This is a genomic window from Curtobacterium sp. Leaf183 (genome assembly GCF_001424385.1).
In the GTDB taxonomy this organism is placed as follows: Bacteria; Actinomycetota; Actinomycetes; order Actinomycetales; family Microbacteriaceae; genus Curtobacterium.
The window spans coordinates 136,903-162,378 of record NZ_LMPO01000001.1 but is presented as its reverse complement, the minus strand read 5'-3'; the positions used below and the strand labels follow the sequence as shown (position 1 = coordinate 162,378).

At 72.5% G+C, this 25,476-nt stretch carries 19 protein-coding genes; 10 read left to right on the top strand and 9 right to left on the bottom strand.

Features of this window, described 5'->3' with window-relative positions; genetic code table 11:
* The first annotated feature begins 24 nt into the window (after positions 1-24).
* The 8 genes from ASG04_RS00685 to ASG04_RS00650 all read left to right on the top strand — a co-directional run bounded on the left by ASG04_RS00685 (position 25) and on the right by ASG04_RS00650 (position 12,860).
* Positions 25-1,890: an ABC transporter ATP-binding protein gene (locus ASG04_RS00685; RefSeq protein ID WP_056118810.1), complete on the top strand. Its 1,866-nt coding sequence runs from the start codon at positions 25-27 to the stop codon at positions 1,888-1,890.
* Positions 1,891-2,183: 293 nt separating this feature from the next.
* Positions 2,184-4,538 (top strand): adenylate/guanylate cyclase domain-containing protein, encoded by a 2,355-nt coding sequence (locus tag ASG04_RS00680; protein WP_156463465.1) that lies wholly within the window; start codon positions 2,184-2,186, stop codon positions 4,536-4,538.
* Positions 4,535-5,971 carry a mechanosensitive ion channel domain-containing protein gene (locus ASG04_RS00675; protein ID WP_056118806.1) on the top strand — a complete coding sequence of 479 codons (1,437 nt, stop codon included), beginning with the start codon at positions 4,535-4,537 and terminating at the stop codon, positions 5,969-5,971. The genes ASG04_RS00680 and ASG04_RS00675 overlap by 4 nt, the downstream gene beginning before the upstream one ends.
* 31 nt (positions 5,972-6,002) lie before the next feature.
* Positions 6,003-7,367, top strand: coding sequence for a cystathionine beta-synthase (locus ASG04_RS00670; RefSeq protein WP_056118803.1), 1,365 nt, complete (start codon positions 6,003-6,005; stop codon positions 7,365-7,367).
* Between the two features lie 88 nt (positions 7,368-7,455).
* On the top strand, positions 7,456-8,601 hold the full coding sequence (locus tag ASG04_RS00665; RefSeq protein WP_056118800.1) for a cystathionine gamma-synthase: 1,146 nt from the start codon (positions 7,456-7,458) through the stop codon (positions 8,599-8,601).
* A gap of 32 nt (positions 8,602-8,633) precedes the next feature.
* Positions 8,634-10,022 (top strand): MFS transporter, encoded by a 1,389-nt coding sequence (locus ASG04_RS00660; protein WP_056118796.1) that lies wholly within the window; start codon positions 8,634-8,636, stop codon positions 10,020-10,022.
* 28 nt (positions 10,023-10,050) lie between these two features.
* Entirely contained in the window at positions 10,051-10,623 is a 573-nt protein-coding gene (locus ASG04_RS00655) for a substrate-binding domain-containing protein (RefSeq protein ID WP_056118793.1), read from the top strand.
* Positions 10,624-10,865: 242 nt separating this feature from the next.
* Complete coding sequence (locus ASG04_RS00650; protein ID WP_235515383.1) at positions 10,866-12,860, top strand: protease pro-enzyme activation domain-containing protein; 1,995 nt, start codon at positions 10,866-10,868, stop codon at positions 12,858-12,860.
* Between the two features lie 83 nt (positions 12,861-12,943).
* Here ASG04_RS00650 and ASG04_RS00645 read toward each other — a convergent pair whose 3' ends face one another.
* Positions 12,944-13,525 (bottom strand): TetR/AcrR family transcriptional regulator, encoded by a 582-nt coding sequence (locus ASG04_RS00645; protein WP_146245337.1) that lies wholly within the window; start codon positions 13,523-13,525, stop codon positions 12,944-12,946.
* Positions 13,526-13,776: 251 nt separating this feature from the next.
* On the opposite strand from ASG04_RS00645, the gene ASG04_RS00640 reads away from it, so the two are divergent.
* Both ASG04_RS00640 and ASG04_RS00635 read left to right on the top strand, forming a co-directional pair.
* On the top strand, positions 13,777-15,006 hold the full coding sequence (locus ASG04_RS00640) for a multidrug effflux MFS transporter (protein ID WP_056120080.1): 1,230 nt from the start codon (positions 13,777-13,779) through the stop codon (positions 15,004-15,006).
* A gap of 225 nt (positions 15,007-15,231) precedes the next feature.
* Positions 15,232-17,295 (top strand): helicase HerA-like domain-containing protein, encoded by a 2,064-nt coding sequence (locus tag ASG04_RS00635; RefSeq protein WP_056118786.1) that lies wholly within the window; start codon positions 15,232-15,234, stop codon positions 17,293-17,295.
* A gap of 13 nt (positions 17,296-17,308) precedes the next feature.
* Here the strand turns inward: ASG04_RS00635 and ASG04_RS00630 are convergent, their stop codons facing one another.
* The 8 genes from ASG04_RS00630 to ASG04_RS00600 form a co-directional block, all read right to left on the bottom strand.
* On the bottom strand, positions 17,309-17,938 hold the full coding sequence (locus ASG04_RS00630; protein WP_056118783.1) for a class F sortase: 630 nt from the start codon (positions 17,936-17,938) through the stop codon (positions 17,309-17,311).
* Positions 17,935-19,200, bottom strand: a complete 1,266-nt coding sequence (gene wecB, locus ASG04_RS00625) for a non-hydrolyzing UDP-N-acetylglucosamine 2-epimerase (protein WP_082517692.1) — start codon at positions 19,198-19,200, stop codon at positions 17,935-17,937. Before wecB ends, ASG04_RS00630 begins: the two co-directional genes overlap by 4 nt.
* Positions 19,197-20,672, bottom strand: coding sequence for a hypothetical protein (locus tag ASG04_RS00620; RefSeq protein ID WP_156463464.1), 1,476 nt, complete (start codon positions 20,670-20,672; stop codon positions 19,197-19,199). Before ASG04_RS00620 ends, wecB begins: the two co-directional genes overlap by 4 nt.
* On the bottom strand, positions 20,635-21,495 hold the full coding sequence (locus tag ASG04_RS00615) for a septum formation family protein (protein ID WP_056118779.1): 861 nt from the start codon (positions 21,493-21,495) through the stop codon (positions 20,635-20,637). The genes ASG04_RS00620 and ASG04_RS00615 overlap by 38 nt, the downstream gene beginning before the upstream one ends.
* On the bottom strand, positions 21,492-22,082 hold the full coding sequence (xrtS, locus tag ASG04_RS00610; protein ID WP_056118776.1) for an exosortase S: 591 nt from the start codon (positions 22,080-22,082) through the stop codon (positions 21,492-21,494). Before xrtS ends, ASG04_RS00615 begins: the two co-directional genes overlap by 4 nt.
* The gene (locus ASG04_RS00605; protein ID WP_056118774.1) at positions 22,082-23,458 is read right to left on the bottom strand and encodes a glycosyltransferase; all 1,377 of its coding nucleotides are present in this window, start codon (positions 23,456-23,458) and stop codon (positions 22,082-22,084) included. Before ASG04_RS00605 ends, xrtS begins: the two co-directional genes overlap by 1 nt.
* A gap of 224 nt (positions 23,459-23,682) precedes the next feature.
* Positions 23,683-23,823, bottom strand: a complete 141-nt coding sequence (locus ASG04_RS17230) for a hypothetical protein (RefSeq protein WP_156463463.1) — start codon at positions 23,821-23,823, stop codon at positions 23,683-23,685.
* A 32-nt stretch (positions 23,824-23,855) separates the two neighbouring features.
* Entirely contained in the window at positions 23,856-25,091 is a 1,236-nt protein-coding gene (locus ASG04_RS00600; protein ID WP_162241676.1) for a choice-of-anchor G family protein, read from the bottom strand.
* Positions 25,092-25,476: the final 385 nt, after the last annotated feature.

Here is a 25,476-nt window from a genome sequence, read left to right as displayed (position 1 = left end):
GCCCTCCGGGCGAAAGGATCTCGCATGAGCATGATGCGCGGCGGCGGCCACGGTGGCCGCATCTCGAGCGGCGACTTCGACGCGCAGCGTGCCGCGAACGCCCAGGCGCCGGCGGTCCCGCACCTGCTGCGGCGGATCGCCGGGCTGTTCGTCCCGCACCGTCGCTCGATCGTCTTCACGATCGCCCTGGTGCTCGTGGGGGCCGCGCTGTCGGTGATCCCGCCCCTGTTGACGCAGCAGGCCTTCGACCGGGGACTGTTCCCCGAGTCGGGGACGCCGAACGTGCCGGTGCTGTTCTGGCTGGTCAGCGGGATGGTCGCCCTGTGGATCGCGAGCGCCGGTGTCGGTGTCTGGCAGACGTACCTGACGGCGACCGTCGGCAACAAGGTGATGGGGGCGCTGCGTATGCGGCTCTTCGCGCACCTGCAGCGGATGGAGCTGGCGTTCTTCACCCGGACCAAGACCGGCGTGATCCAGTCGCGTCTGCAGAACGACGTGGGCGGCGTCGCGAGCGTGCTGAACAACACGATCTCCTCGGTGCTCGGCAACACCGTGACCGTGATCGCCGCAGTCGTCGCGATGCTGCTGCTCAGCTGGCAGATGACCATCGTGGCCGTCGTCCTGCTGCCGCTGCTCGTGATCGCGCAGCGTCGGGTCGGTCAGGTCCGCGCGAAGATCGCCGGGCAGACGCAGGAATCGCTCTCGGACATGACCGCGATCACCCAAGAGGCACTGAGCGTGTCGGGGATCCTCCTCGCCAAGAGCTTCAACCAGCAGCGGGCCGAGACCCACCGCTACGGCGACGAGAACCGCAACCAGATCTCGCTGCAGGTCCGCCAGCAGATGTCCGGACAGTGGTTCTTCGCCATCGTGCAGATCTTCCTGTCGATCATCCCGGCGATCATCTACCTGGTGGCGGCGTACCTGATCCTCGGTGGAGTCCCGATCACCGCCGGCACGATCGTCGCGTTCACGACCGTGCAGTCGCGGCTGCTGTTCCCGACCGTGGGGCTGCTGCGTGTCGTGCTCGACCTGCAGACCTCCGGCGCGCTATTCGCCCGCATCTTCGAGTACCTCGACCTCAAGCCGGCCATCACGGACTCGCCTGCTGCGGCCAAGGTCGACGAGAGTCGGGTCGGACACGTCGCCTTCGACGACGTCACCTTCACCTACCCGGACGGCGAAGCCGACAAGCCCACGCTGCGCGGTGTGTCGTTCGAGCTCCAGCCAGGGCAGTTCGCCGCCTTCGTGGGGCCGTCCGGTGCCGGCAAGACGACGGTGTCCTACCTGGTGCCACGACTGTACGAGGCCACGAAGGGGTCGGTCCGTTTCGCCGGGGCCGACGTCCGCGACCTCGAGCACGAGGACCTCATGCGGCACGTCGGCATCGTCAGCCAGGAGACCTACCTCTTCCACGCGACCATCGGCGACAACCTCCGGTACGCCAAGCCGGACGCCACCGACGCCGAGCTCGAGCGCGCTGCACGGGCAGCGAACATCCACGAGACGATCGCGTCCTTCCCCGACGGCTACGACACGGTGGTCGGGGAGCGCGGGTACCGGTTGTCCGGGGGTGAGAAGCAGCGGATCGCGATCGCTCGCGTCATGCTCAAGGACCCGCCCGTGCTCGTCCTCGACGAAGCCACGAGTGCCCTCGACTCGATCTCAGAGCGGGTCGTGCAGGCCGCGCTCGATGCCGCAGCGCGAGGACGGACGACCATCTCGATCGCGCACCGCCTGTCGACCGTGCGGGATGCCGACGTGATCTTCGTGCTCGACCACGGACGGATCGTGGAGCAGGGGACACATGACCAGCTGCTCGCGCTGGACGGCATCTACACGACGTTGAACCAGCAGCAGGCCGCGCCGATCGACGCCCTCGGCACCTGACGCGCACGCGCCGCACGCACCGGACGCTCCGGACACACCGCACGCGCCGCACGCACCGGACGCATCGGACGCCGCACGCATCGGACGCCGGACGCACCGCACGCATCGGACGCCGGACGCACCGCACGCTCCGGGCGCGCGGTGGGCACCGGCGTCGACTGGCTCGTTTTGCGGACAGGGGACGCGAAACGGACACGAGTGTTACTCGCGTGATAGATGTGATGGGCGCCGAATCAGCGGCGTCGCACGACCAGGAGCCCACCGGCACCAGTGGGCTGTCGATCGGAGTCATCGTGACCGCAGCCCCTCCGTCCTCGCCGGATGACCGGCCCGCCGACACACCAGCCGCGTCGCACGGCGCAGACCCGACCGGCACGAACCCGACCAGCACGAACCCGACCGGCACGAACCCGTCGGGCTCCCACGCTCCCGGCTCCGTCCCGGCCGACCCCATCCCCCCGGCCGACCCCATCCCCCCTGCCGGGCCCGGCACCCCGAGCGCCGACCCCGCACCCCGCCGACGCGGTCGCTGGAGCCGGTTCCGGAAGACGGGGTCCCTCGACATCCAGTCCAAGCTGCTGGTGATGCTGCTCGGGGTCAGCGTCCTCGCGGCCCTCGTGGTCGGTGCCGTCGGCTACGTGAACGGCCGCGACTCCCTGCAGGCGGCGGCGCTCAACCAGGTCACCTCGCTGCGCGAGTCCCGGATCACCGAACTCAAGCGGTCGTTCGACCAGTTCACGCAGACCGTGGTCTCGCAGAGCCGCAACGCGAGCGTGATCGGTGCGACGCAGGCGTTCGAGGCCGGGTGGCGTGACCTGCAGGACCAGCCGGTGACCTCGGCCGACCAGTCCGCGGTGGACGCCTGGTACCAGGACACCTTCGTGCCGCAGCTCGACCAACGGAGCGGCGGCACGGCGAACCCGGAGCAGTTCGCGCCGACGCGTGACCCGCAGACCTACCTCCAGGCGCGCTACACCGCCCCGTTCGACGACTACGACAAGGCCATCCAGCGGGACGACGCCGGCGACGGCAGCACCTGGAGCGCGGCGCACGCCCAGTACCAGTCGTACTTCCGGCAGGCGGTGGACGCGCAGGGCTACGAGGACCTGCTGCTGATGAACACCGACGGCGACGTCGTCTACTCGGCCTACGGCGGTGCCGACCTCGGCTCGGACCTCGAGGACGGTCCGTACCGCGACTCGAACCTGGCCACCGGGTACGAGCAGGCCCTGCAGCTGACGAACTCCGACGCGGTCGTCGTGACGGACTTCGGACGGTACGTCCCGAGCCTCAACGTCCCGACCCTGTGGGTGATGAGCCCGGTGGCCGAGGACGGTCGCGTGATCGGCGTGATGGCCGTACAGGTGCCGGTCGACCTGATCACCCAGGTGATGACGGGCAACCAGGGCTGGAAGAACGACGGGCTCGGCGACACCGGCGAGTCGTACCTCGTCGGAGACGACAACCTGATGCGGTCCTACCCGCGGCAGCTCCTCGAGCACCCGAAGCAGTACCAGCAGGACGTGATCGCGGCGGGGACGGCACCGGCGACGGCGAAGCGCGAGGTGGCGGTCAAGGGCTCGGTGCTCCTGCAGCAGGTGAACACCACACCGGTCACCCGGGCGCTGCAGGGCAAGACGGGCACGGTGATCGCGAACGACTACCGCGGCAAGGAGACCCTGGCCGCCTACGCCCCGCTCGAGGTCGACGGGCTGCGGTGGGTGGTCGTGGCGCAGATGGACACCGCCGAGGCCTTCGCGCCGGTCAACGACTTCACGCGCAACATCGGGCTCGCCCTGGTCGGCATCATCGTGCTGGTGAGCCTGCTGTCGCTGTTGCTGGCGCAGGTGTTCGTCCGGCCGATCCGCCGACTGCAGACCGCGGTCAACCGTGTGAGTGCCGGGGAGATCGGCGTCGAGGTGAAGACGAAGCAGGGCGACGAGATCGGTGACCTCGGCCTGGCGTTCAACGACATGAGCCGGAGCCTCCGCGTGAAACAGGACCTGTTGGACGAGCAGCGGCGGCAGAACGACACGATGCTGCTGACGCTCATGCCGGAAGAGGTCGCCCGTCGCTACAAGCAGGGTGACGAGACGATCGCCGAGGACCACCAGGACGTCGCCGTCGTGTACGCGGACATCATCGGGATCGACGACTTCGCCGCGGGCCTGACCGCCGAGGAGTCGCTGTCACTGGTGAACGACGTCTGGCGTTCCTTCGACGAGGCGGCGGCCCGGCACGGGATCGAGCGGGTCCGGACGACCCGCAGCGGGTACCTGGCGAGCTGCGGCCTCAGTGTCCCGCGGGTCGACAACGTCCGCCGCGTGATCGAGTTCGCCGCCGAGGCTGAAGGGGTGCTCGAGCGCTTCAACGCGCAGCACGGCGCCTCGATCGCCCTGCGTGCCGGCGTGGACACCGGTCAGGTCACGAGCGGCCTGGTCGGCCGGTCGAGCATCGTCTACGACATGTGGGGCGACGCGGTCAGCCTGGCGTACCGGGTGCAGGGCATCGCCCCGACGCCTGGTGTCTACGCGACGCAGCGCGTGGTCGACAAGCTCGGTGACCGCGCCGACGTGCGGGACGTCGGCGAGGTCCAGACCCAGTCCGGTCCGCAGCGCGTGTGGAAGCTCGATCGGCCGAGCGCATGACCGCCTTCTGGGAGCAGTCGTGGTTCTGGCCGGCGATCGTGGTGATCATCGGCCTGCCGGTGACGCTCCTGGTCCTCACCGAGCTGCAGTCGAGCCTGCAGCGGCGCGGCAACGAGCTGTCCAAGATCGTCGGGTTGCTCCGGAACGCCGTGGTGCCGCTCATCGCCATCCTCATCCTGTCCGTGCAGGTCACGGACGCGGTGGACCCGGAGCAGCTCACCACGAACCGCATCATCGCGACGGTGCTGGGCTTCCTGGTCATCGTGTTCGTGCTGAACGGCCTGAACATCCTGCTGTTCACGAACGCGCGGAAGGGCAGCTGGCGCGAGAAGATCCCGTCGATCTTCGTCGACATCGGTCGGATCGTCCTCATCGCGCTCGGGCTCGCACTGGTGTTCCGGCTGGTCTGGGACGCGGACGTCGGCGGTGTGTTCACCGCGCTCGGCGTCGGTTCGCTCGTCATCGGCCTCGCGCTGCAGTCCGCGGTCGGCCCGGTCATCGCCGGCCTGTTCCTGCTGTTCGAGCAGCCGTTCCGCCTGGGCGACTGGCTCGACGTCGGGGGCACGCGTGGTCGCGTCATCGAGGTGAACTGGCGGTCCGTCCACATCGAGACCGGCGACGGCATCCTGATCACCCCGAACTCGTCGCTGGCCGGTGCGTCCTTCACGAACCTGAGCCGGACAGGAGGCGCGTTCACGGTCTCGACGGAGGTCGCGTTCACGACGGACGACGCGCCCGCGGCCGTGGTCGGCCTGCTCCAGCGGGTCGCGTCGAGCCTGCCCCAGGTGATCCCGGGGACGACACCGAGCGCCGTGCCGAAGGGCGGTCCCGCCTACGAGGTGTCCTTCGAGGTCCGCGGCCCGTCCCAGGAGGGCGCTGCCCTGGCCACCTTCCGGATGTGGCTCTGGTACGCCGCTCGGCGCGCCGGTCTCGGACTCGACGGCGACACCACCGACGACTTCGTCACCGACGAGCGTCGCGACGCCGCCCTCGAGACGATCTCGCCCACGCTGTACCTGACCGGTGACGACGCCCTGGCGCTCGCGCCCGTGGTCCGTCTCGAGCGGTACGCGGCGGGCGAGGTCGTCTCGACGGTCGGCACGGTGCCGGACGCGGTGCGCTTCGTGCTCGCCGGCAGCGTCGAGCTGCGCGTGCCGTTCGAGGACGCGGAACTGCCGGCCAGCCGGGTCGAGGCCGGCGACTACCTCGGCCAGACGGCGCTCACCCGCGAGGCCATGCTCACGACGGCGATCGCCCGGAACGAGGTCGCCGTCCTGGTGGTCCCCGCGACCGCGCTCGACCAGATCGTCCGGTCCACGCCCGCGCTCGCCCGGGACATGGGCGACGTGATCGACCGCCGTCGACACGAGGTCGCCGCCGCGGTGACGGCCCACGTCGAGTCGCAACGCGCACCGGCACGTCTTGATCGGTAACGGCGGCAGGAGCCCCGCCTAGACTCGGCCCGTGCGTTACGCGAACTCGGTCGTCGACCTCGTCGGCGACACCCCGCTCGTCAAGCTGAACCGCGTCACCGAGGGGATCCGGGCCACGGTCCTGGTCAAGGTCGAGTACCTGAACCCCGGCGGCTCGTCGAAGGACCGCATCGCGACGCGGATCCTCGACGCCGCCGAGGCTGCGGGGGACCTCGGCCCGGGTGGCACGATCGTCGAACCGACGTCCGGCAACACGGGCGTCGGGCTCGCGCTCGTGGCCCAGCAGCGCGGCTACCGGTGCGTGTTCGTCTTGCCGGACAAGGTCGGCGAGGACAAGCGGAACGTCCTGACGGCGTACGGCGCGGAGATCGTGGTCACGCCGACCGCGGTCCCGCCCGACCACCCCGAGTCGTACTACTCGGTGTCCGACCGGCTCGTCCGCGAGATCCCCGGGGCCTACAAGCCGAACCAGTACGCCAACCCGAACGGTCCCCGGAGCCACTACGAGACGACCGGGCCGGAGATCTGGCGCGACACCGACCAGCGCATCACGCACTTCGTCGCCGGCGTCGGCACGGGCGGCACGATCTCGGGGACGGGGAAGTACCTCAAGGAAGCGTCGGACGGTCAGGTACGGATCATCGGCGCCGACCCCGAGGGGTCCGTGTACTCCGGCGGCACGGGGCGTCCGTACCTGGTCGAGGGCGTCGGCGAGGACTTCTGGCCGAGCGCCTACGACCCGAGCGTCCCGGACGAGATCATCGCCGTGTCCGACGCCGAGTCCTTCGCCATGACCCGACGTCTGGCGCGCGAAGAGGGGCTGCTGGTCGGCGGCTCGAGCGGCATGGCGGTCGTCGCCGCGCTGCGCGCCGCACGTGACCTGCCCGAAGACGACGTCGTCGTCGTGCTGCTGCCCGACGGCGGCCGCGGCTACCTCGGCAAGATCTTCAACGACCGCTGGATGCGCTCGTACGGCTTCGCCGAGACCGACGACGCCCGGACGGTCGGGTCGCTGATCGCGGGGAAGGACGGCCGTCTGCCGGACCTGGTCCACGCACACCCGGGCGACACCGTCCGCGAGGTCGTCGACATCATGTCGAAGTACGGCGTCTCGCAGATGCCGGTGCTCAGCGCCGAACCGCCCGTCGTGATCGGCGAGGTCATCGGGGCCGTCGCCGAGAAGGACCTGCTGGAGCAGGTCTTCACCGGCGCCGCGAAGATGGCGGACCGGGTCTCCGGATCCGTCGGTGACCCGCTGCCGCTCATCGGCATCGGCGAGTCGGTCTCCACGGCGCGACGTGCGCTGGAAGAGGTCGACGCGCTCCTCGTCGTCGAGGACGGCAAGCCCGTCACCGTGCTCACGCGACACGACCTGCTCACCTTCCTGTCGGAGTGATCCCGGCCGTGCGCGCACCGTGCGGTGCGCGCGCGGGCCGTGCTGAGCCTCCCGTCCGACACCCGAGCCCCCACCTGGAGAACGCACCATGACCGAGTTCGACACCCGCGCCGTCCACGCCGGCCAGGAGCCCGACGGCCCGACCGGTGCCGTCATCCCGCCGCTGTACCTGACCTCGACGTACCTGCAGGACGGCATCGGGCAGATGCGGAACGGCTACGAGTACTCGCGCTCCGGCAACCCGACGCGCGACTCGCTGCAGACGCTGCTCGCCGACCTGGACGGCGGGGTGGCCGCGTACTCGTTCTCGTCCGGTCTGGCCGCCGAGGACGCCCTGCTCCGCGCCACCCTCGCCCCCGGCGCCCGTGTCGTGATGGGCAACGACGTCTACGGCGGCACGCACCGTCTGGTGGACCGCCTGCACGTCCCGTGGGGCGTCGAGCTCGTGGTCGTCGACATGAGCGACCCGGACCTCGTCCGTGCGGCGCTCGAGGGAGCCCCCGCGAAGACCGTCCTGTGGGTCGAGACCCCGACGAACCCGCTCATGAAGATCGCCGACGTGACGGCGCTCGCGGCGATCGGGCACGAGGCCGGCGCGCTCGTCGTCGTGGACAACACGTTCGCGTCGCCGGCTCTGCAGCAGCCCCTCGCACTCGGTGCCGACGTGGTGGTCTACTCGACGACGAAGTACCTCGGCGGGCACTCCGACATCGTCGGCGGGGCCGTGGTGCTCCGCGACGCCGAGCTCGCCGAGCAGGTCGGCTTCGTCCAGTTCGGTGCCGGGGCCATCTCGTCGCCGTTCGACGCGTGGTTGACGATCCGCGGGATCAAGACGCTGTCGGTCCGCATGGAGCGGCACTCGCGGAACGCCCAGGCGGTCGCCGAGTCCCTCGTGGGCAACCCGGCCGTCGAGCGTGTGTACTGGCCGGGACTCGCCGACCACCCGGGGCACGACGTCGCGGCCCGGCAGATGCGCGGGTTCGGCGGCATGCTCTCGGTCGCGCTCGCCGGTGGACCCGAGGCCGCCAAGCGCTTCGCGGAGTCGACCGAGGTGTTCGCCCTCGCCGAGTCGCTCGGCGGCGTGGAGTCGCTCATCGGGTACCCGAGCGAGATGACCCACGCCTCGGTCAAGGGCACGGAACTCGCGGTGCCGGAGAACTTGGTGCGGCTCTCCGTCGGGATCGAGGACGCGGGCGACCTGGTCGCCGACGTGCAGCAGGCGCTGCGCCGGTAGCCGCGTCACCCGTCGGCCCTACGATGAGCCGGGTGACGACGACGGTGACGCGGACGACCTTGTTCAGTCGGGGCTACGCGCTCCCGACCATCGGCATGGTCGCGATCGTCGCCGTCTCGGCGTTCCAGAACCTGGCGATGACGACGATCATGCCGGAGATCAGCCGAGACCTGCGCGGCGAGACCCTGTACTCGCTGAGCTTCGCGGCGCCGCTCGCGGCCGGCGTGCCGGGGATGGTGCTCGCGGGGAACTGGACCGACCGCGCGGGCGGCCGGGTGGTCGCGTGGGTCTCCGCAGCGCTCTTCGCCATCGGCACGGCGATCGTCATGCTCGCCCCGACGATGCCGGTGTTCCTGGCCGGTCGACTGGTCGAGGGCTTCGGGGCCGGTGCGATCGACGTCGTGCTCTACGTGCTCGTGGCCCGGATCTTCCCCGAGGACCTGCACGGCCCGGTGTTCGCCGGGTTCGCCGCCGCCTGGGTCGTCCCCGCGCTCGTCGGTCCCGCACTCGCCGGCATCGTCACCGACCTGTTCAGCTGGCACTGGGTCTTCGCGGGTGCCCTCGTGATCGCCGTCTCCGCCTTCGCGCTGCTGGTCCCGACGCTCGGCCGCCTCCACCCGCCCGCCGTCGAGCGCCGCCCGCCGTGGCAGCGCGGACGGATCGCCTGGTCAGCCGGTGCCGCGGTCGCGGTCCTGCTGCTCAACGTCGCACCCGACCTGCCGGTGGTCCTGCGGGTCGTCTCCGTCGTCGTCGGCGTCGCCGGTGCCTGGTTTGCCCTGCGACCGCTGCTGCCGCGCCGTACCCTGACCGCCGCACCGGGCCTGCCGTCCGTGGTGCTGCTGCGCGGTGTCCTGGCCGCGGGCTTCTTCGGCAGCGAGGCGTACGTGCCCTTCCTGCTGCAGGCCCAGCACGGGCTGTCGCCCTCGGCCGCCGGGCTCGCACTCACCGTCGCCGCGCTCAGCTGGGCCGGCGCGAGCTGGGTGCACGGTCGGCTGGGGGAGCGACGGCTCCCCGCTGCCCGTGCGTTCGGCGTCGGGCTCGGCCTGGTGCTGGTCAGCCTGGTCGCAGCCCTCGCCGTCGCACTCGCCGACCTGCCCGCGTGGGTGCTCGTCGCCGGCTGGTTCGTGGGCGGTGCCGGCATGGGGGTGGCGTACCCGCGCACGTCGATGCTCACCCTGCGCTTCTCGACCGAGGGCGACGACGGCTTCGCGAGCTCCGCCTTGACGATCGCCGACGCCTCCGGCAGCGTGGTCGGGCTCGCGGTCGCGGGACTGCTGTTCACGGCGCTCGGCGGGCGCTCGGACCCCCTGGCCTTCGCCGCGGTCTTCGCCGCGATGATCGTCGTCGCCCTGGTGGGGCTGTTCGCGGTCCGCCGGCTGGGCCCCGTGCCGCCACCGGCCTCCTCCGCGGGGAACGGGTAGCGTGGTGGGTCCACGACGAGGAGGAACCGTGCGCCGCACCCTGGTCTCCGCCGCTCTGGCGGTCATCGCCGTCGTCGTGATGACCGGGTGCACGGGGACGACCAGCGCCGCGCCGACTCCGGTGCAGAGCACGGACCTCACGAGCTCGGACGGCGGCTTCGACCAGCACGCCGTGGTCGGCGTGCTGCTGCTGTCCGCGGCCGCCACGCCGGGGCCCACGTCGGGCGGCGTCGCGCTGCCCGACCGGTTCCGGTCCGACCTGACGACCGCGGGGTTCCGTCCGGACGTCCGGGTGGCCAGCGCGACCGACCCGGCGACGTCCCAGGTGCGCGACGTCCAGGCCCTCGTGCAGCGCGGGGCGAAGGCACTGTTCGTCGAGGCCGCCGATCCCGACGCCCTCACCGGTGCCATCCAGACCGCGCACGACGCCGGTGTGGTCGTCATCGCCCTCGGTGACCCGCTGCCGTCGTCCGGCACGGGCGGCGACGGGCTCGCCACCGACTACCGGGTGCAGGGCACCGACTCCGACGCGGCCATGGTCGGCAAGGCCGTCGCGGTCGTCGAGTCACTGCAGCGCGGCAAGAAGCCCGCGGGCGACTGAGCGCTGCGGGAACGGGTCGGTCGCCGGCTGGGCACAAGCCCCCGCGCTCCGCTTCACGGCTCGGACCCAGTCGGCCGATGGGCATCACAGCAACGACGCGGATCCGGGGCTGAACACAGCGACAGCTTCACCCCCCGGACGGGTGACATGGCAGGTCGGTGGTTCCACTGACTGTCTGTTGGTTCGCGGAACTTACTACAGTCAGCTCACTCCACACCATGCAGTTCCCGAGAGGACCCGACGTGCAACGACGCTCTCCCACTCCCTCCACCCGCAGGCGCCTCACCGCGCTCGCCGTCACGACAGCCGCCTGCACCGTCGGCGCGGTGCTGTTCGCCGGCGGTCCAGCCGACGCCGCGACCCGCCAGGTCCTGCCCGACTCCGTCCCGACCTGGGCGACGGCACCGAACGACGCCGGCACGGTCGCCGCGTCCACCGACGTCGAGGGCGAGGTCTACCTGCCCCTGAAGAACCAGGCCGGTGCCGAAGCGCTCGCGACCGCGGTGTCCACCCCGGGATCCCCGCAGTACCGCAAGCCGCTCACCCCCGCTGCCTGGATCGCCGCCTACGCCCCGAGCAAGGCCGACGTCGACCAGGTCACCGGGTTCCTGCGCGCACAGGGCCTGTCGATCACCGCCGTGCCCGCCAGCCACGAGTACGTGGTGTTCCGGGGAGCGGCCTCGGTCGTGGACTCGGTGCTCGGGACGACCCTGCACTCCTACCGCCACGCGCAGCAGACGCTGGTGGCACCGTCCACCGCACCGAGCCTCCCGGCATCCATCGCCGGACTCGTCAGCGGCGTCAGCGTCGACCAGGGACGGCTGCTGACCCACCCGGAGCTCGTCGAGCAGGGCCAGGAGCCCGCCTCGTCGACCCCGACCCGGTCGCTGCGCCAGCAGGCGACCACCCCGACCGGGATCAACGCCCAGTGCTCCTCGTACGCGGGCGAGCACACCGCGACCGTCCCGTCCGCGTACGGCAAGACCGTGGTGCCGACCTTCGCCTGCGGCTACGGCCCGTCGCAGCTCCGCTCGGCGTACGGCGTCGACGCGCTCGCCGCGAAGGGCGTGTCGGGCCAGGGGCAGACCGTCGCGATCATCGACGCGTACGCCTCGCCGACGATCATCCACGACACGAACTCATACTCGCAGCAGCACGGGGAGCCCCAGCTGACGGGCGCCACCTTCGAGCAGCGCATCCCGTCGCCGTCGCAGTTCACCGACCAGGTGCTGTGCCAGCAGCCGAGCGGCTGGCAGGGCGAGGAGACCCTCGACGTGCAGTCCGTGCACGCGGTGGCCCCGTCGGCCAAGATCCTCTACGTCGGTGGTACGAACTGCGGTGGCGGTCTCGACGTCGCGATGTCGAAGATCCTCGACCAGGGCCTGGCCTCGCTCGTCAGCAACAGCTACGGCGACGTCGGCGAGAACGTCCCGCTGTCGAGCATCCGCGGTCAGGAGAACCTGCACATCCAGGCCGCCGGCGAGGGCATCGGCCTGTACTTCTCGAGCGGTGACCACGGCGACGAGTCCGCGGCGCTCGGCAGTGCGCAGCCGGACTTCCCGGCCTCGAGCCCGTGGGTGACCTCGGTGGGTGGTACGAGCCTCGGCATCGACAAGACCGGCAAGAAGTCGTTCGAGACCGGTTGGGGTGACCTGCTCGACCAGATCGTGAGCAGCCCCCGCGGCAACGTCTACTCCGCGGCACTCCCCGGCAACCTCGACGGTGGTGGCGCCGGCGGTGGCCAGAGCACGCTGTTCGACCAGCCCGCGTACCAGAAGGGCGTCGTCCCGGCGTCCCTGGCCGGCGGCAAGCGCGTCTCGCCCGACCTGGCCGCGCTGGCCGACCCGTACACCGGGTTCTCGATCGGCATCCGCCCGATCACGGACGACGCGACCCTCAAGGCCGGCCAGTTCGTGAACGAGACGTACGGCGGGACGTCGCTCGCGTCGCCGATCACCGCGGCGCTGTCGGCCATCGTGCAGCAGTCGACGAACGTCCGCCTCGGCTTCGCGAACCCGACGCTGTACGCGACCTACCGTGCGACGCCGTCGGCCTTCGCCGACGTCACGTCGCCGCGGTCGCCGCTCGCCCTGGCCTACACCAGCGCGACCAGTGGACACGACTTCCTGGTCACGCTCGACCACGACACGTCGCTGACCACGGCCAAGGGCTACGACGACGTCACCGGGCTGGGCGCGGTGTCCTTCACCGGGATGAGCCAGGTCGCGCATCACTGACGTGACCACCTGAACGACGGGAGGCCCGGTGCCAGCTGGCACCGGGCCTCCCGTCCGTCGGTGTGACGGTCTCGGGCGTCGCGTCAGCTCCACCAGGCCGGGAACGACTGCGTGATCGTGTCGACGAGCGCCTTGCGGGACCGCCGGGGACCGGCGAGCCACGCCTCGATCGCGCCGACGAAGCCCTGCGCGACGAAGCCCGCGGCGACGTCGTCGAGCAGCTCGGGCCGGGTGGCGGGGTCGAGCTCGCGGATGTGGATCGCGCTCGAGACGGTGAAGTGCTCGACGAGCAACCGGTGCAACGAGGCGTCGTTCGCGTCGGGCAGCGCCCGCAGGTAGATCTCCCGGTGCGTGACCACGTGCTCGACGACGGCGTTGATCCCGCGACGGGTGATCGCGGCGAGTTCGTCCCGGCCGGCACCACGCTCGGCAGCCACGCGCCGCGCATCGGAGTCCTCGGCGCGGATCTCGTCGAGCTCGGGCGTCAGGACGTCCGCGAGCAGCGAGCCGGGTGAGACCGCGTGGGAGTAGAACGTCGCACGGTTGATCCCGGCGGCGCGGGTGACGTCGGCGACGGTGATCTCGGAGACGGGTCGGCCCGCCGCGAGACGCAGGATGGCCTCGCGCAGGGCTGCCGTCGTGTGCAGGATCCGAGCGTCGACCATGACGCGCACCCCCTCTTCCGTGCTGACCCGGGGGCTCCCGGGCGGTACGACGGTACCGCAGCCCGGAGTCCGGGCCGTTCGTCGTGTCGCTCGACACGCGGCAACGACCGGCAGCGGGTGTCGCGATGCCCGGCGTCGGTCCTAGGATGGTTCCACGGCCGAATCGTTTCGATCGACGCCGACGCCGCTCCGCCGACCGCCCCTCACCGCCGAAGGACACTGCTGTGACCGCGCCTGCGACCACCGGTTCGATCCGGGTCATCCTGCACCCCGGGGACTCCCTGACCCGCGCCCAGCGCCTCGTCTACGTCTTCGTCCTCGGTGCCCTGACCGCGCTCGGGCCGTTCACGATCGACCTCTACCTGCCGGCGTTCCCCTCGCTGAAGGAGCAGTTCGGCGTCACCGACGGGGCGGTCCAGCTCACGCTGACGGCCACCACGCTCGGCTTCGCCGCCGGGCAGCTGCTCGTCGGTCCCTGGAGCGACAAGGTCGGTCGTCGGCTCCCGCTCATCATCGCGACGACGGTGCACATCGCCGCGTCCATCGGTGCCGCGACCGCGCCGGACATCGAGCTGCTGGGGCTGTTCCGCGTCCTGCAGGGGATGGGTGCCGCGGCCGGCGGTGTCGTCGCGATGGCCACGGTCCGCGACCTGTTCGGCGGCAAGCCCCTCGTGCGCATGCTCTCGCGGCTGGCGATGGTGAACGGGCTCGCGCCGATCCTCGCCCCGCTCATCGGGTCGCAGATGCTCCGGTTCACCAGCTGGCGCGGCATCTTCGTGTTCCTGGCCTGCTACGGCCTGGCGGTGGTGATCGCGTCGATCCTGCTCATCGTCGAGACCCTGCCGCCGGCCCGCCGCCAAGAGGCCGGACACTCCACGATGCGCCAGCGCTACCGCGCGCTGTTCACGGACCGGATCTTCGTCGGCGTGGCGCTCATCGGTGCGATGGTGTTCAGCGGGCTGTTCTCGTACCTCAGCGCGTCGCCGTTCCTGTTCCAGGGCGTGTACGGGCTGAACGCGCAGCAGTACGGGCTGCTGTTCGCGGTGAACTCGATCGGGGTCGTCCTCGGCGTGCAGATCTCGGCGCGACTCGCGCAGCGCGTCGGCCCGCAGTGGATCCTGGCGTGCTCGACGGCGACGCTGTTGCTGGCCTCGACCGCGATCATCGTGCTCGACCTGCTCGGTGCCGGGCTCGTCGGGGTCCTCGTGCCGCTGTGGTTCTTCATCGCGGCGTGCGGCTTCTCGTTCCCGCTCGTACAGGTCATCGGTCTCGCCTCCCACGGGAAAGAAGCGGGGACGGCGGCCTCGGTCCTCGGCGCGCTGAACTTCGGTGTCGCCGGGCTGATCTCGCCGATCGTCGGCTTGCTCGGGATCACGCAGGCGGCACCGATGGCCGCGGTGATGGCCAGCACCGCCGCCGTGGCGGTCCTGCTGCTGTGGTTCGTGGTGCGGCCGAGGTCGGTGCCGGCACTGACGCACTGAGGCGCTGCGCGGGACGCGCGTGCTGCGGGTGCGTGTGCGTGTTCCGACACGGCAGAGGTGGTTCGACGCGTGCGGTGTCGGCTGATGCGGACGCATCGGGTGCGTGTGCATGTTCCGACACGGCAGAGATCGTTCGACGCGTGCGGTGTCGTCTGATGCGGACGCATCCGGATCGCTCGCGACACGAGCCGGGCGCAGAGCCGGGTCCGTCCCTAGGCTGAGCGCATGAGCGACGCGGTGGAGCAGGCACGAGCGGCGGCCGAGGCGGCACGGGCAGCGGCTGACGAGGCACGACGACTGGCCGACGAAGCAGTCGCCCGCGCCGAGGAGCTCGCCGCGGCGCTGGCCCAGGCAGCTCCGACCCCGGCGACCCCCGCACCGGAAGCGCCGCCGGCGCCGGACGCACCGCCCGCGCCGGACGCACCACCCGCACCACCCGCGCCGGACGCACCGGAAGCGCCGCCAGCGCCGCCCACGCCGGACGCACCACCCGCACCGGACGCGCCCGCGGCCCCGGACGCGCCCACCCCGGGCCCGACGGCTGCGACGCCGACCGGCACCGAGCCTCCCGTCGGTCCGCTCGACGACGCCGCGATCGCCGCGATCCGCGACGGGTACGCCGTCGACGGCAGCGCGCTGGAGCTCGGCGCCCTGGTCAACGGCGCCGCCCTGCCCGACGTCCAGGTGCGCATCCCGCTCGGCATGCTCAACCGCCACGGGCTCGTCGCCGGTGCCACCGGGACGGGCAAGACCCGCACGCTGCAGGTCCTCGCGGAGCAGATCGCGGCGAACGGCGTGCCGGTGTTCGCCGCCGACATCAAGGGCGACCTGTCCGGGCTGGCGGTCGCGGGGACGAGCAGCGACAAGCTCCTGGCGCGCACGGCCGGGATCGGCCAGGACTGGACCCCCGCCGCCAGCGAGGCCGAGTTCTACTCGCTCGGCGGCCAGGGCTCCGGCGTGCCGATCCGTGCGACGGTGTCGGGCTTCGGGCCCCTGCTGCTCGCGAAGGCCCTCGGCCTCAACGCCACCCAGGAGTCCTCGCTCGGTCTGGTGTTCCACTACGCCGAACAGGCCGGACTGCCGCTCGTCGACCTCACGGACCTGCGGAGCGTCCTGACCTTCCTGGTGAGCGACGAGGGCAAGCCGGAACTGGCCGACCTCGGCGGGCTGTCGAAGCAGACGGTCGGGGTCATCCTCCGCGAGCTCATCACCTTCGCCGACCGGGGTGCCGACCGGTTCTTCGGCGAGCCGGAGATCGACACGCAGGTCTTCCTCCGGACGACGGCGGACGGGCGCGGGATCGTCAGCCTCCTCGAGGTCCCCGGCGTGCAGGACCAGCCCGAGGTGTTCTCGACCTTCCTGATGTGGCTGCTCGCGGACCTGTTCAACGAGCTGCCCGAGGTCGGCGACCAGGACAAGCCGAAGCTCGTGTTCTTCTTCGACGAGGCGCACCTGCTCTTCACCGGTGCGTCGAAGGACTTCCTCGAGCAGATCGTGCGCACCGTGCGGCTGATCCGGTCGAAGGGGGTCGGCATCTTCTTCGTGACGCAGACCCCGAAGGACGTGCCGAACGACGTCCTGGCGCAGCTCGGCTCCCGCGTGCAGCACCAGCTGCGGGCGCACACCCCGGACGACGCGAAGGCCCTGCGTGCGACGGTGTCGACCTACCCGACCAGCGACTACGACCTCGGCGAGGTCCTCACCTCACTCGCCACGGGTGAGGCCATCGTCACGGTGATGAACGAGAAGGGCGCGCCGACCCCGGTCGCGTGGACCCGCTTGCGCGCGCCGCGTGGATCGATGGAGCCGATGCCGTCGGCCGACCTGGAGGCCCGGGTCACCGCGTCCCCGCTGCTCGCCGCCTACGGCACCCGCGTCGACCCCGACTCGGCCCACGAGATGCTCGCCCGCCGCATGGAGGCAGCCGCTGCGCAGGCAGCAGCCGCGGACGCACACGAGGCGGCCGAGGCCGCCGCCGCGGACGCGGAGAAGGAGGCCGCACGCGCGGCCGCCGCCGCGGCGAAGCAGGCGGCCGCCGACGCGAAGCGCGAGGCACGCGAGCACGCGACGGCGCAGCGCGAGTACGAGCGGACGCAGCGGGAGTTCGAGCAGGCGGAACGTGCCGCCGAGGCCCGTCGGTCGCGCGGCTCGTCGCGCTCGGGCACCCGGACGACGTCGAGGCGTCGGCCGACGGACCCGCTGTCCGACCTGCTCGGTGGCGGCCTCGGGGGCAGCATCGCGAAAGAGGTGGTGCAGGGGATCTTCTCGACGCTGCGCCGACGCCGCTGACGCCGGACCGGGTTCAGCCCGCAGGCTCCGCCGTGACGACGACGTTCCGGGTGGAGGGACGTCCGTCGGGGGTCTCCAGGCACGTCAGCAGCACGAGTTCGTCGGGCGTCGTCGACCAGAGCCGGTCGCTCCCGGGCACGGACTGCTTCGTCGGGGTGCCGATGCCGGTGACGCGCCACGATGCACCGTCAACACTGACGGTGTCGCCGATCGCGATGCGGGGGCGTCCGGCGTCCGTGTCCCAGAGGGCGTTCCCGGGTGCACGGCCCCCGCCGCGCAGCGCGTGCATGGCGATGTAGGTCCCGGTGGCCGAGGGCACGTCGGTCGTCAGGCCCTGCACCTCGTACGCGGCGGCGAAGCCCGGCGGGTCGACGACGCCGTGCCGGACCTGCATCGTGTCGAGGGGGACGTCGAGCCCGACCGCCGGCACGACCAGCCGGTCGCCCCCGCTGCCCACGGTCCCCGCGGTCGTCGACGTGGTGGGGGCCACCGTCGCGGGTGGAGCGCCGACCACCGGACGGCCGTCGAGGTCACGAGCCACCCCGGCACCGGGGTCCGGGGCCGGCGTCTGCAGGCTGACCACGCCCGCGGCCATGGCGGCGACCGCGAGCACGCCCAGGACTGCGGCCGGCAGGGCCCTCACGCGACGCCCACCGCCGCCGTGGCGCCGAGGGCGTCGTCGTGTCGCGCATCCGCGTCCCGGACGTCGTCGTGCAGGACGTCCTCGTGCCGCCGGACGTCGTCGTGCAGGACGTCGTCGTCGCGTCGCCGGTGGCGCGGGGGAACCCCGAGGAACTCCCGGATCGCCCGCACGACGCGCCGTCCCGCGTGTCCGTCGCCGTAGGGGTTCTCCACGGCGGCCATCCGCGCACGTGCTCCCGGGTCGTCGAGGACCTCGCGGAGCGCGCTCGCCACGGCCGCACGCTCGGTGCCGACGAGCCGGTTGGCACCGGCGGCGACGGCTTCCGGGCGCTCGGTGGTGTCGCGCGTGACCAGCACCGGGACCCCGAGCGACGGTGCCTCCTCCTGCACCCCGCCGGAGTCGGTGACGATGACGGTCGACAGCTGCATCGCCCGGCAGAACGCGGGGTGGTCGAACGGGTCGGTCACCACGGCGGACGCCACGCGGGCGAGTTCGGGCAGGACCGCGTCACGCACCACCGGGTTGGGGTGGAGCGGGGCGAGCAGCAGGGTGTCCGGACGGTCAGCCAGGACGTCGGCCAGGCCAGCGGCCACCCGGGCCAGTCCGCCGCCCCACGACTCGCGGCGGTGCGCCGTGAACAGCACGACCTGACGAGCCGCTGCGGCCCGTTCCTCGAGCGGTCCGGGCAGGTTCGGTCGTGCCCGGTCCAGGGTGTGGAGGAGCGCGTCGACGACCGTGTTGCCGGTGACGACGACGCGCTCGGCGGGCACCCCCTCGTGCAGCAGGTTGTCCCGCGCGGTCGCGGTCGGAGCCAGGTGCAGCCCGGCCAGGCGACCGATGACGCTGCGGTTCGCCTCCTCCGGCCACGGGGACCACAGGTCGCCCGACCGGAGTCCTGCCTCCAGGTGTGCGACCGGGAGGTGCGCGTAGTGGGCGGCGAGTGCCGTGGCGGCCGCGGCGGTCGTGTCGCCGTGGACGAGCACGAGGTCGGGTCGCCACTCGGCCAGGAGCGACCCCACCGCGGTCATCGTCCGTGCGGCGATCGCGCCGACGGACTGGCCCGGTCGCGCGATCGACAGGGTGCAGTCCGGGTGGGTGCCGAAGGTCTCGTGCACCGCGGCGGTGAGGTCGGGGTGCTGTCCGGTGTCCACGACGAGCGCCTGCAGGTCGGGGTCCTGGCGGAGGGCGAGGACGACGGGGGCGACCTTCACCGCCTCGGGCCGCGTGCCGTAGACGACGAGGACTCGCGGGCGGTACGTCATCGGTGTGCTCCTGTCCGTGCGGTGGTGAGGACGAGTCGACGGTGCCGTTGGCGACCGGCGACGGCGGGGCCGCTGCGCAGCAGGACGGCGAGCTGCACGGGGAGCAGGGGGACGAGCGCCAGGGTCGTCGTGGTGAAGACGACCGCCGGGACCGGGTCAGCCGGGTCCCCGGTGACGACCCAGGCCCAGAACACGAGCCACGACGACGAGGTCATCACCAGCGCCGCGATCCCGACGCCCGACGCGCGCGAGCCGAGCCGCCGACGGACGGTGAGCGCCGCGGCCGACGCCGCCACCGCGAGGTGGAGACCGAGCGCCAGCAGCGGCAGGCTCGCGAGCGCGCCCGCGGCGACGGTGACCGGCGACGCACCCGTGTCCGCGGAGTCGACGTCGGGATCGAGCAGTGCTGAGACCGCGCGGTCGGCGAGCACGACGGTCGTCGCCGGGTGGACGACCGCCGCTCGGACGAGGTCGAGGTCGTCGAGGGTGGCGAACGCGGGGTCGGGGTCACCGTCCCGGATCGAGCCGTCGCCACTGCCGGGTCCGAGCCCGAACGTCGCCCGCGCGGCGTCGGACCCGATGACCGACGCGACCACCTGGACGTGACGGGTCCTGGCGTCGACGCCGTCGTCCGGCGACGCCAGGTGCGCCCCGGTCCAGGCGCTGGTCGCGAGCGCGGCGACCGCCGCGCCGGCGACGGCCAGGCCGACGACACGGTCGACCCCGGTCGCGCGGACGACCACGACGGCGACGACCGCGGCGACGACGGGCAGGACGACCCACGCCAGCGTCGGTGCCGCCGTCACCCAGGAGGCGGTGCTCACGGTGATCGCGGCCGTCGCGACGAAGGGCCTCCGCGGCAGCCAGGCCGCCGACACGGCGGTGGCGGCCGCGCCGAGCAGCGCAGCCGACTCCGGCCCGGCAGCGAGCAGCGTCCGCACGGACCACGGGTCGACGAGCGCCCCGACCGCGAGCACGGCGGCGCCCACGCGGACCACCAGCCGACCGGGCACGGCGAGGGTCCCCGCGACGACCACGACGGCCAGCACGAGGGCGATGACCGCCGCGGCCAGTCGGACGTCGAGCCCGGCGGCACCGGTCACGAACGGGGTGAGCAGCTCGGCGAGCCGGAACGGGAGGGCTGCACTGCTGACGGTCGCGGTGCCGTCCGCCGGCGAACACGCGGCGGCCGTCCAGGCGTGCGCGGGCCAGAGCGGTGCGCCGAGAGTGCGCGGCGGCGCGACGTCGAGCAGGCAGAGCACGGCGTCGTCGAACCGGACGCGCGGGACCGCGGACACGAACCGCCAGAGCAGGACCGCGACGGTGACCGGGCCGAGGAGGAGCAGGAACAGGCGCTCGCCGAGTCCGCGCTGCCGGAAGCGCCCGGCAGCAGCCCGGCGCTCAGCCCGGGAGCGTCCGGCAGCAGCCCGGCGCTCAGCCCGGGAGGACGACGACGTCGGTGCGATCGTCACGGGGCTCACCCCCGATCGTGCAGCGCAGGGTGACGGCGCCGTCGGCACGGACCACGACGCCCGACGGTGCGAGCCCGGTCGGCAGCCGACCGCCGACGAAGGTCTCGGCCGCGTCGCGACAGCGTGTCGTGATCGTGGCGGGGGAGAGGTCCTCGGTGTCGGAGGTCAGCGCGATCCACGCGCCGACCTCCTGGGTGGTGTGCGGCAGGTCGCAGCGCACGCGGGAACCGTGCGCGGACCACGCGTCGCCCTCGGGCAGCTGACTGCGGCACGCCCGGACGACGGCCGAGCTGTCGGTCCCGGTCCCCTCGCGGCCGGCGATGCCCTGCAGCGAGGTCCGGAGGGGGAGCGGCGTCGCGGCGGCGTCGACCGGGACGGACACGGTGCACGCGACGCGGTGGGACCCGTCGGCCCACCCGCGGGCGGACGGGGCGAACCGGCTGATCGTCAGGTCGGTGAGGGCGTCGACCGCCTGGGCGCCGAGGAAGGCACGGAGTGCGTCGGGTCCACACACCCCGGCCGTCGCCGCGGCGAACACCGCGGCGGTCGGCCGCTGCCGCCACTGCCCGGCGAGACCGGGCACGGTGGCGACTGCGAAGACCTGGTGGGTGTGCTCCCCGGCGCAGGCAACCGGGTCCGGCGTCGTGCGTGCCGAGCGGTCGCGCGGCGTCGCCAGGTCCAGGCATGCTCCGACCCGCAGCGCTGTGCCCGCGGCCCGGGGTGGTTCGGCACCGGCGGCCACGGTCGCGGCCCCCCACACCAGCGCGCCGCTGGTCGCGACGGCCAGGAAGGCGGCGACGAGTCGGCTGGCACGCCCGGTCACGGCGCCACCTCGATGGCGCGGGCCCGGCTGGCGGCACGACGACCCCGTCGGCGGACCGGCTGGTGGAGCGCCAACCGGAGCTGCAGCAGGAACGCCGCGGCGAAGCCGGCGATCACGAAGAGCGATCCGGCGTACTCGTGCACCACGTCGAAGCCCTGCTCGCCCCACCCCTGCAGCGCGAGCGCCGACCCGAGGTACCGCAGCGTGTTGCACGCCACCACGAGGACGACCGCGGCGGCCAGGCCGATGGCGACGCGCGGCGTGCGGTTGCCGCGCGTGACGAGCGCGAGCACCGCGGCCAGCAGGAGCAGCGGCACCACCAGGACCACGCTCGAGCACATCGGGGTGATCTGGATGCCGTGCACCGTCCGGGTGCCGAGGCCGAAGTACGCGACGCTGCCGGACGCGGCGGTGCCCCCGTCCGCGAGCGGAGCCAGCGCTGCGGCGACGCCCCGGGCCTCCAGCGGGTGGATCGCGTTCGCGGCGGCGAGGGTCGCGACGGCGGCGGCGGTGGCGAGGACGGCGAGCAGCACGTGGCCGCCGCGGTGGCGGACGCGCCGGGCGGCGGGGACGACGGCGTGGGACATCAGACCTCCGTGGCCAGCAGCAGGGAGCCGGACTCGGCGTTCCGTCGGGTCTTCGCCCACCCGGCGCGACCTCGGACCAGCCGGACGAACGCGCGCGGGACGCAGATGTAGCTCTGGTACATGTACAGCCAGTAGCCGAGGGCCCAGAGGAGCGCGGTGCCGATCTTGGTGCCCGGCTCGGCGCGACGGCGGTAGATCAGCGGCCACATCGCGAACGGGGCGATGCCGGTCACGACGACGAGCGGGAGCAGCCACCAGTTCTCGGCGGCCCAGGCGGCGGCGCTGCCGGCGGACACGGTGCCGGCGGCGAGCATCGAGACCAGGACGGCGGGCCACAGGAGCACGCCGGCCAGTTGGGTGAAGGGCTGGATGAGGAAGTAGCTCGCCTCGATCGCGCCGGCGTGCGTGACGTGGCGCGAGGCGAAGATCCGCGGCAGGTACTTCGCGCACTGCATGCCGCCCTGGCACCACCGGGTGCGCTGGGTGAGCAGGCGGCGGACCGACGGCAGCCCCTCCTGCTCGACGTGGGTGTCGTGCAGGTACACGTTCCGGAAACCGGCGAGCATGACGTGGACGCCGAGTTCGTAGTCCTCGAGCAGCGACCCGTGCCACGGTGTGCCGTTCGCGGCGCCGATGCGGTCCAGCGTGCTCAGCCGGGTGAACTGGCCGTTGCCGCCGAGTCCGACGGACAGGGTGTGTCCGCGGAGGCACTGCATCGCCGCGATCGCGGTGCGGAACTCGATGTCCTGCATCCGGACCAACCAGCGACCCCACCGGGAGAGTGGCACGGCGGTGCCGGCATCTGCTTCGTCGTCGTCGCCGTCTCCGGCTCTGCGCAGCGCAGTGCGGTTGGACATCCACACGGCGGCCTGTGCCGCGCCCACCCGCGGGTCGCCGAAGGCCGTCGGGCCCGCGGCCTGGGCCAGCGCGTTGGCGGCCAGTCGTCCGTCCGCGTCGACGACCGCGACGACGACACGGTCGTGCGCGGACCCGGCCGGGAGCCAGCCCCCGAGTGCGTGGTACGCGGCGTTGAGCGCGGCACCCTTGCCGGTCCGTGCATCCGGCAGACGCCGTTCGACCAGGTGCACCATCGGGTCGGACACGGCGCGGACGACGTCCCCGGTGCCGTCGGTGCTCGCGTCGTCGACCACCCACACGTGGGCGGCGGGGAAGTCCCGGCGCAGCCTGGCGAGCGTGTCGCCGATCACCACGACCTCGTCGCGGCAGGCGACGAACACGTGCCAGTCCAGCGTTCCCGGGTCGCCCTCGGCAGAGGGACGCCGGCGCAGGAACGGCACGAGGATCGCGGTCACGTACGCGAGGAAGACGACCAGCAGGACGAACGCCAGGGTCTGCGCGGATTCGGAGGCGGACACGACGGTCCTTTCCGTGAGGAGGGACGAGCGGGGTGCGGGTGTGGGGGAGTCAGGGGCCCGTGGAGCGCAGGTCCCGAACCTGCGCGTCCACGGGCCGGTGACCGCCTCGGCCAGCGGCCGGGAAGGCGGTCACCCGGGGAGGACCCGTCGGACGACCCGACGTCGGACGTGTCCTCCGGCGGCCGCCTCGTCCTCCTGATCCAGGGACGAGACGGCCGACGGTGTCACCGGTCGACGCTGGTTGCGCGTCGGCGGCGGTACAGCACGCGCCAGAGCACGAACGCTGCGAGGACGGCGCCGAGCACCAGCAGCGCGATGCCCATCGCGGGGGCGCCGGCTCCCGCGGCGATCACTCCGCCCGTCATGACGGACGGCCCGATCGAGCCTGCGCGGTACATCAGGCGGCGGCGAGTGCCGTCGACCGACGACGGCGCTGCACCAGCAGTGCTGCGATCGCCGCGAGGACGAGCGCACCACCGGCGATGCTGGCCGATGCCGGGTTGACGACGGGGACCGCTGCGATGCCGGCGTTCGGGCCGACGGTGGCGCTGGCGAGGTCGACCGCTGCGATGCTGCCGTTCGGTCCGACACCGACGCGGAGTGCCGTCTGTGTGAAGGCGCCGTCCGCGCCGGTCGCCTGGCGGTTCACGTTGAGCTGCGCCGCGGTCGTGATGGCCGGGGCGAGGTTCGTGCTCAGCGTGGACGAGAGGGCGGTCAGGAGCGGGTTCAGCGTCGTTCGCGCGGTCGTGATCGCCGCGTTCAAGGTGAGCCCACCGACGCCGCCGAGGTTCGTCGCACCGGTCGCGAGCTGGGCGAGCGTGGCGTTCACCGAAGCCGTCACCTGCGTGGTCACGGCCTGTGGGACGTAGTTGAGCAGGTTGGTGTTCGCCGGCAGGTCGTTCACGCTCGTGACACCGGCGGCGTCGAGCAGCTGCTGCAGCGTGACCCGGACGGTGCCGTCGGCGGCGATCGGGTTGGCGACCGTGACCCCGAGGCCGTTCGCGACGCCGATCACGGTGGCCAGCGGCGTGCGGAGCCCGTTGAGCGTCGGCGCGAGCACGGTGCCGCCGGTGATGACACTGCCGTCGGTCAGCGTGTAGCGGCCGGTCTGCGTGCCGTCGGCGGTCTGCTGTGCCGATGCCGCGAGACCGGTCAGTGCGACGTTCAGCGAGACCGGGCTGGCCGCGGTGCCGACGGTGATCTGCGCGTTGCTGCCGGCGGTCGGGGAGCCGACGTCGCCGCCGTTCACGGTCGTGCCGGCGCCGATGAGGCTGGCGGCCTGCGAGACCGCGCCGGAGAACGCGGCCGAGGAGCCGTCGTCCGCCGCGCGGCCGTACTGGCCGACCGCACCGAGCTGGATGACCCCGTTCGTGCCGAACAGGTTCGACGCCCCGGCCTGCAGCTGCACGAGCTGCGCGACCGCGGTCGCGTCGAGGGGGGTGTTCACCACCACGTCCCCGGTGGCGTCCGCGTTCACGGCTGCGGCACCGCGGAGCGTCGCGACGGTGTCGAGCACCGTCGAGCTCAGCAGCGACGTCTGCACGAGACGGCCGGTGCCCTGTGAGACCACAGGGGCGGCCGAGGCCGCAGAGGGGGCGAGCAGGGTGACGGCCAGGCCGACGGAGACTCCCATGAGTCCCATCAGTGCTGGTGCACGGCGCGACGAACGCGCACGCGATTGCGACATGGCAACCTCTTTCGGATACGCGGCGAGGGAGGGTAGGGACCTCCGTCACCGTCTGTGCGATGTCTGAGTCACGTTAAGCCCAGACTGAGAGGAGCACCAGCGTGCCCGGGTGGAAGTCCCGGCTGATCGGACCCCAGTCCGGGGGTGACGGTCGCGGGCGCGGGCGCGCCGAACGCAGCACGACAGCCGTTGCCCGCCGGGCACCGGGTCAGAAAACGCGTGCTGCCCAGTGCATTCGTTAGCATTGACGGGTTCCCGTCGGATACGCGGGAACACCTGATGACCTGCCGCCGTGTTCGCGCACGACGACAGGCCGTCGCGGGGGCGGCCG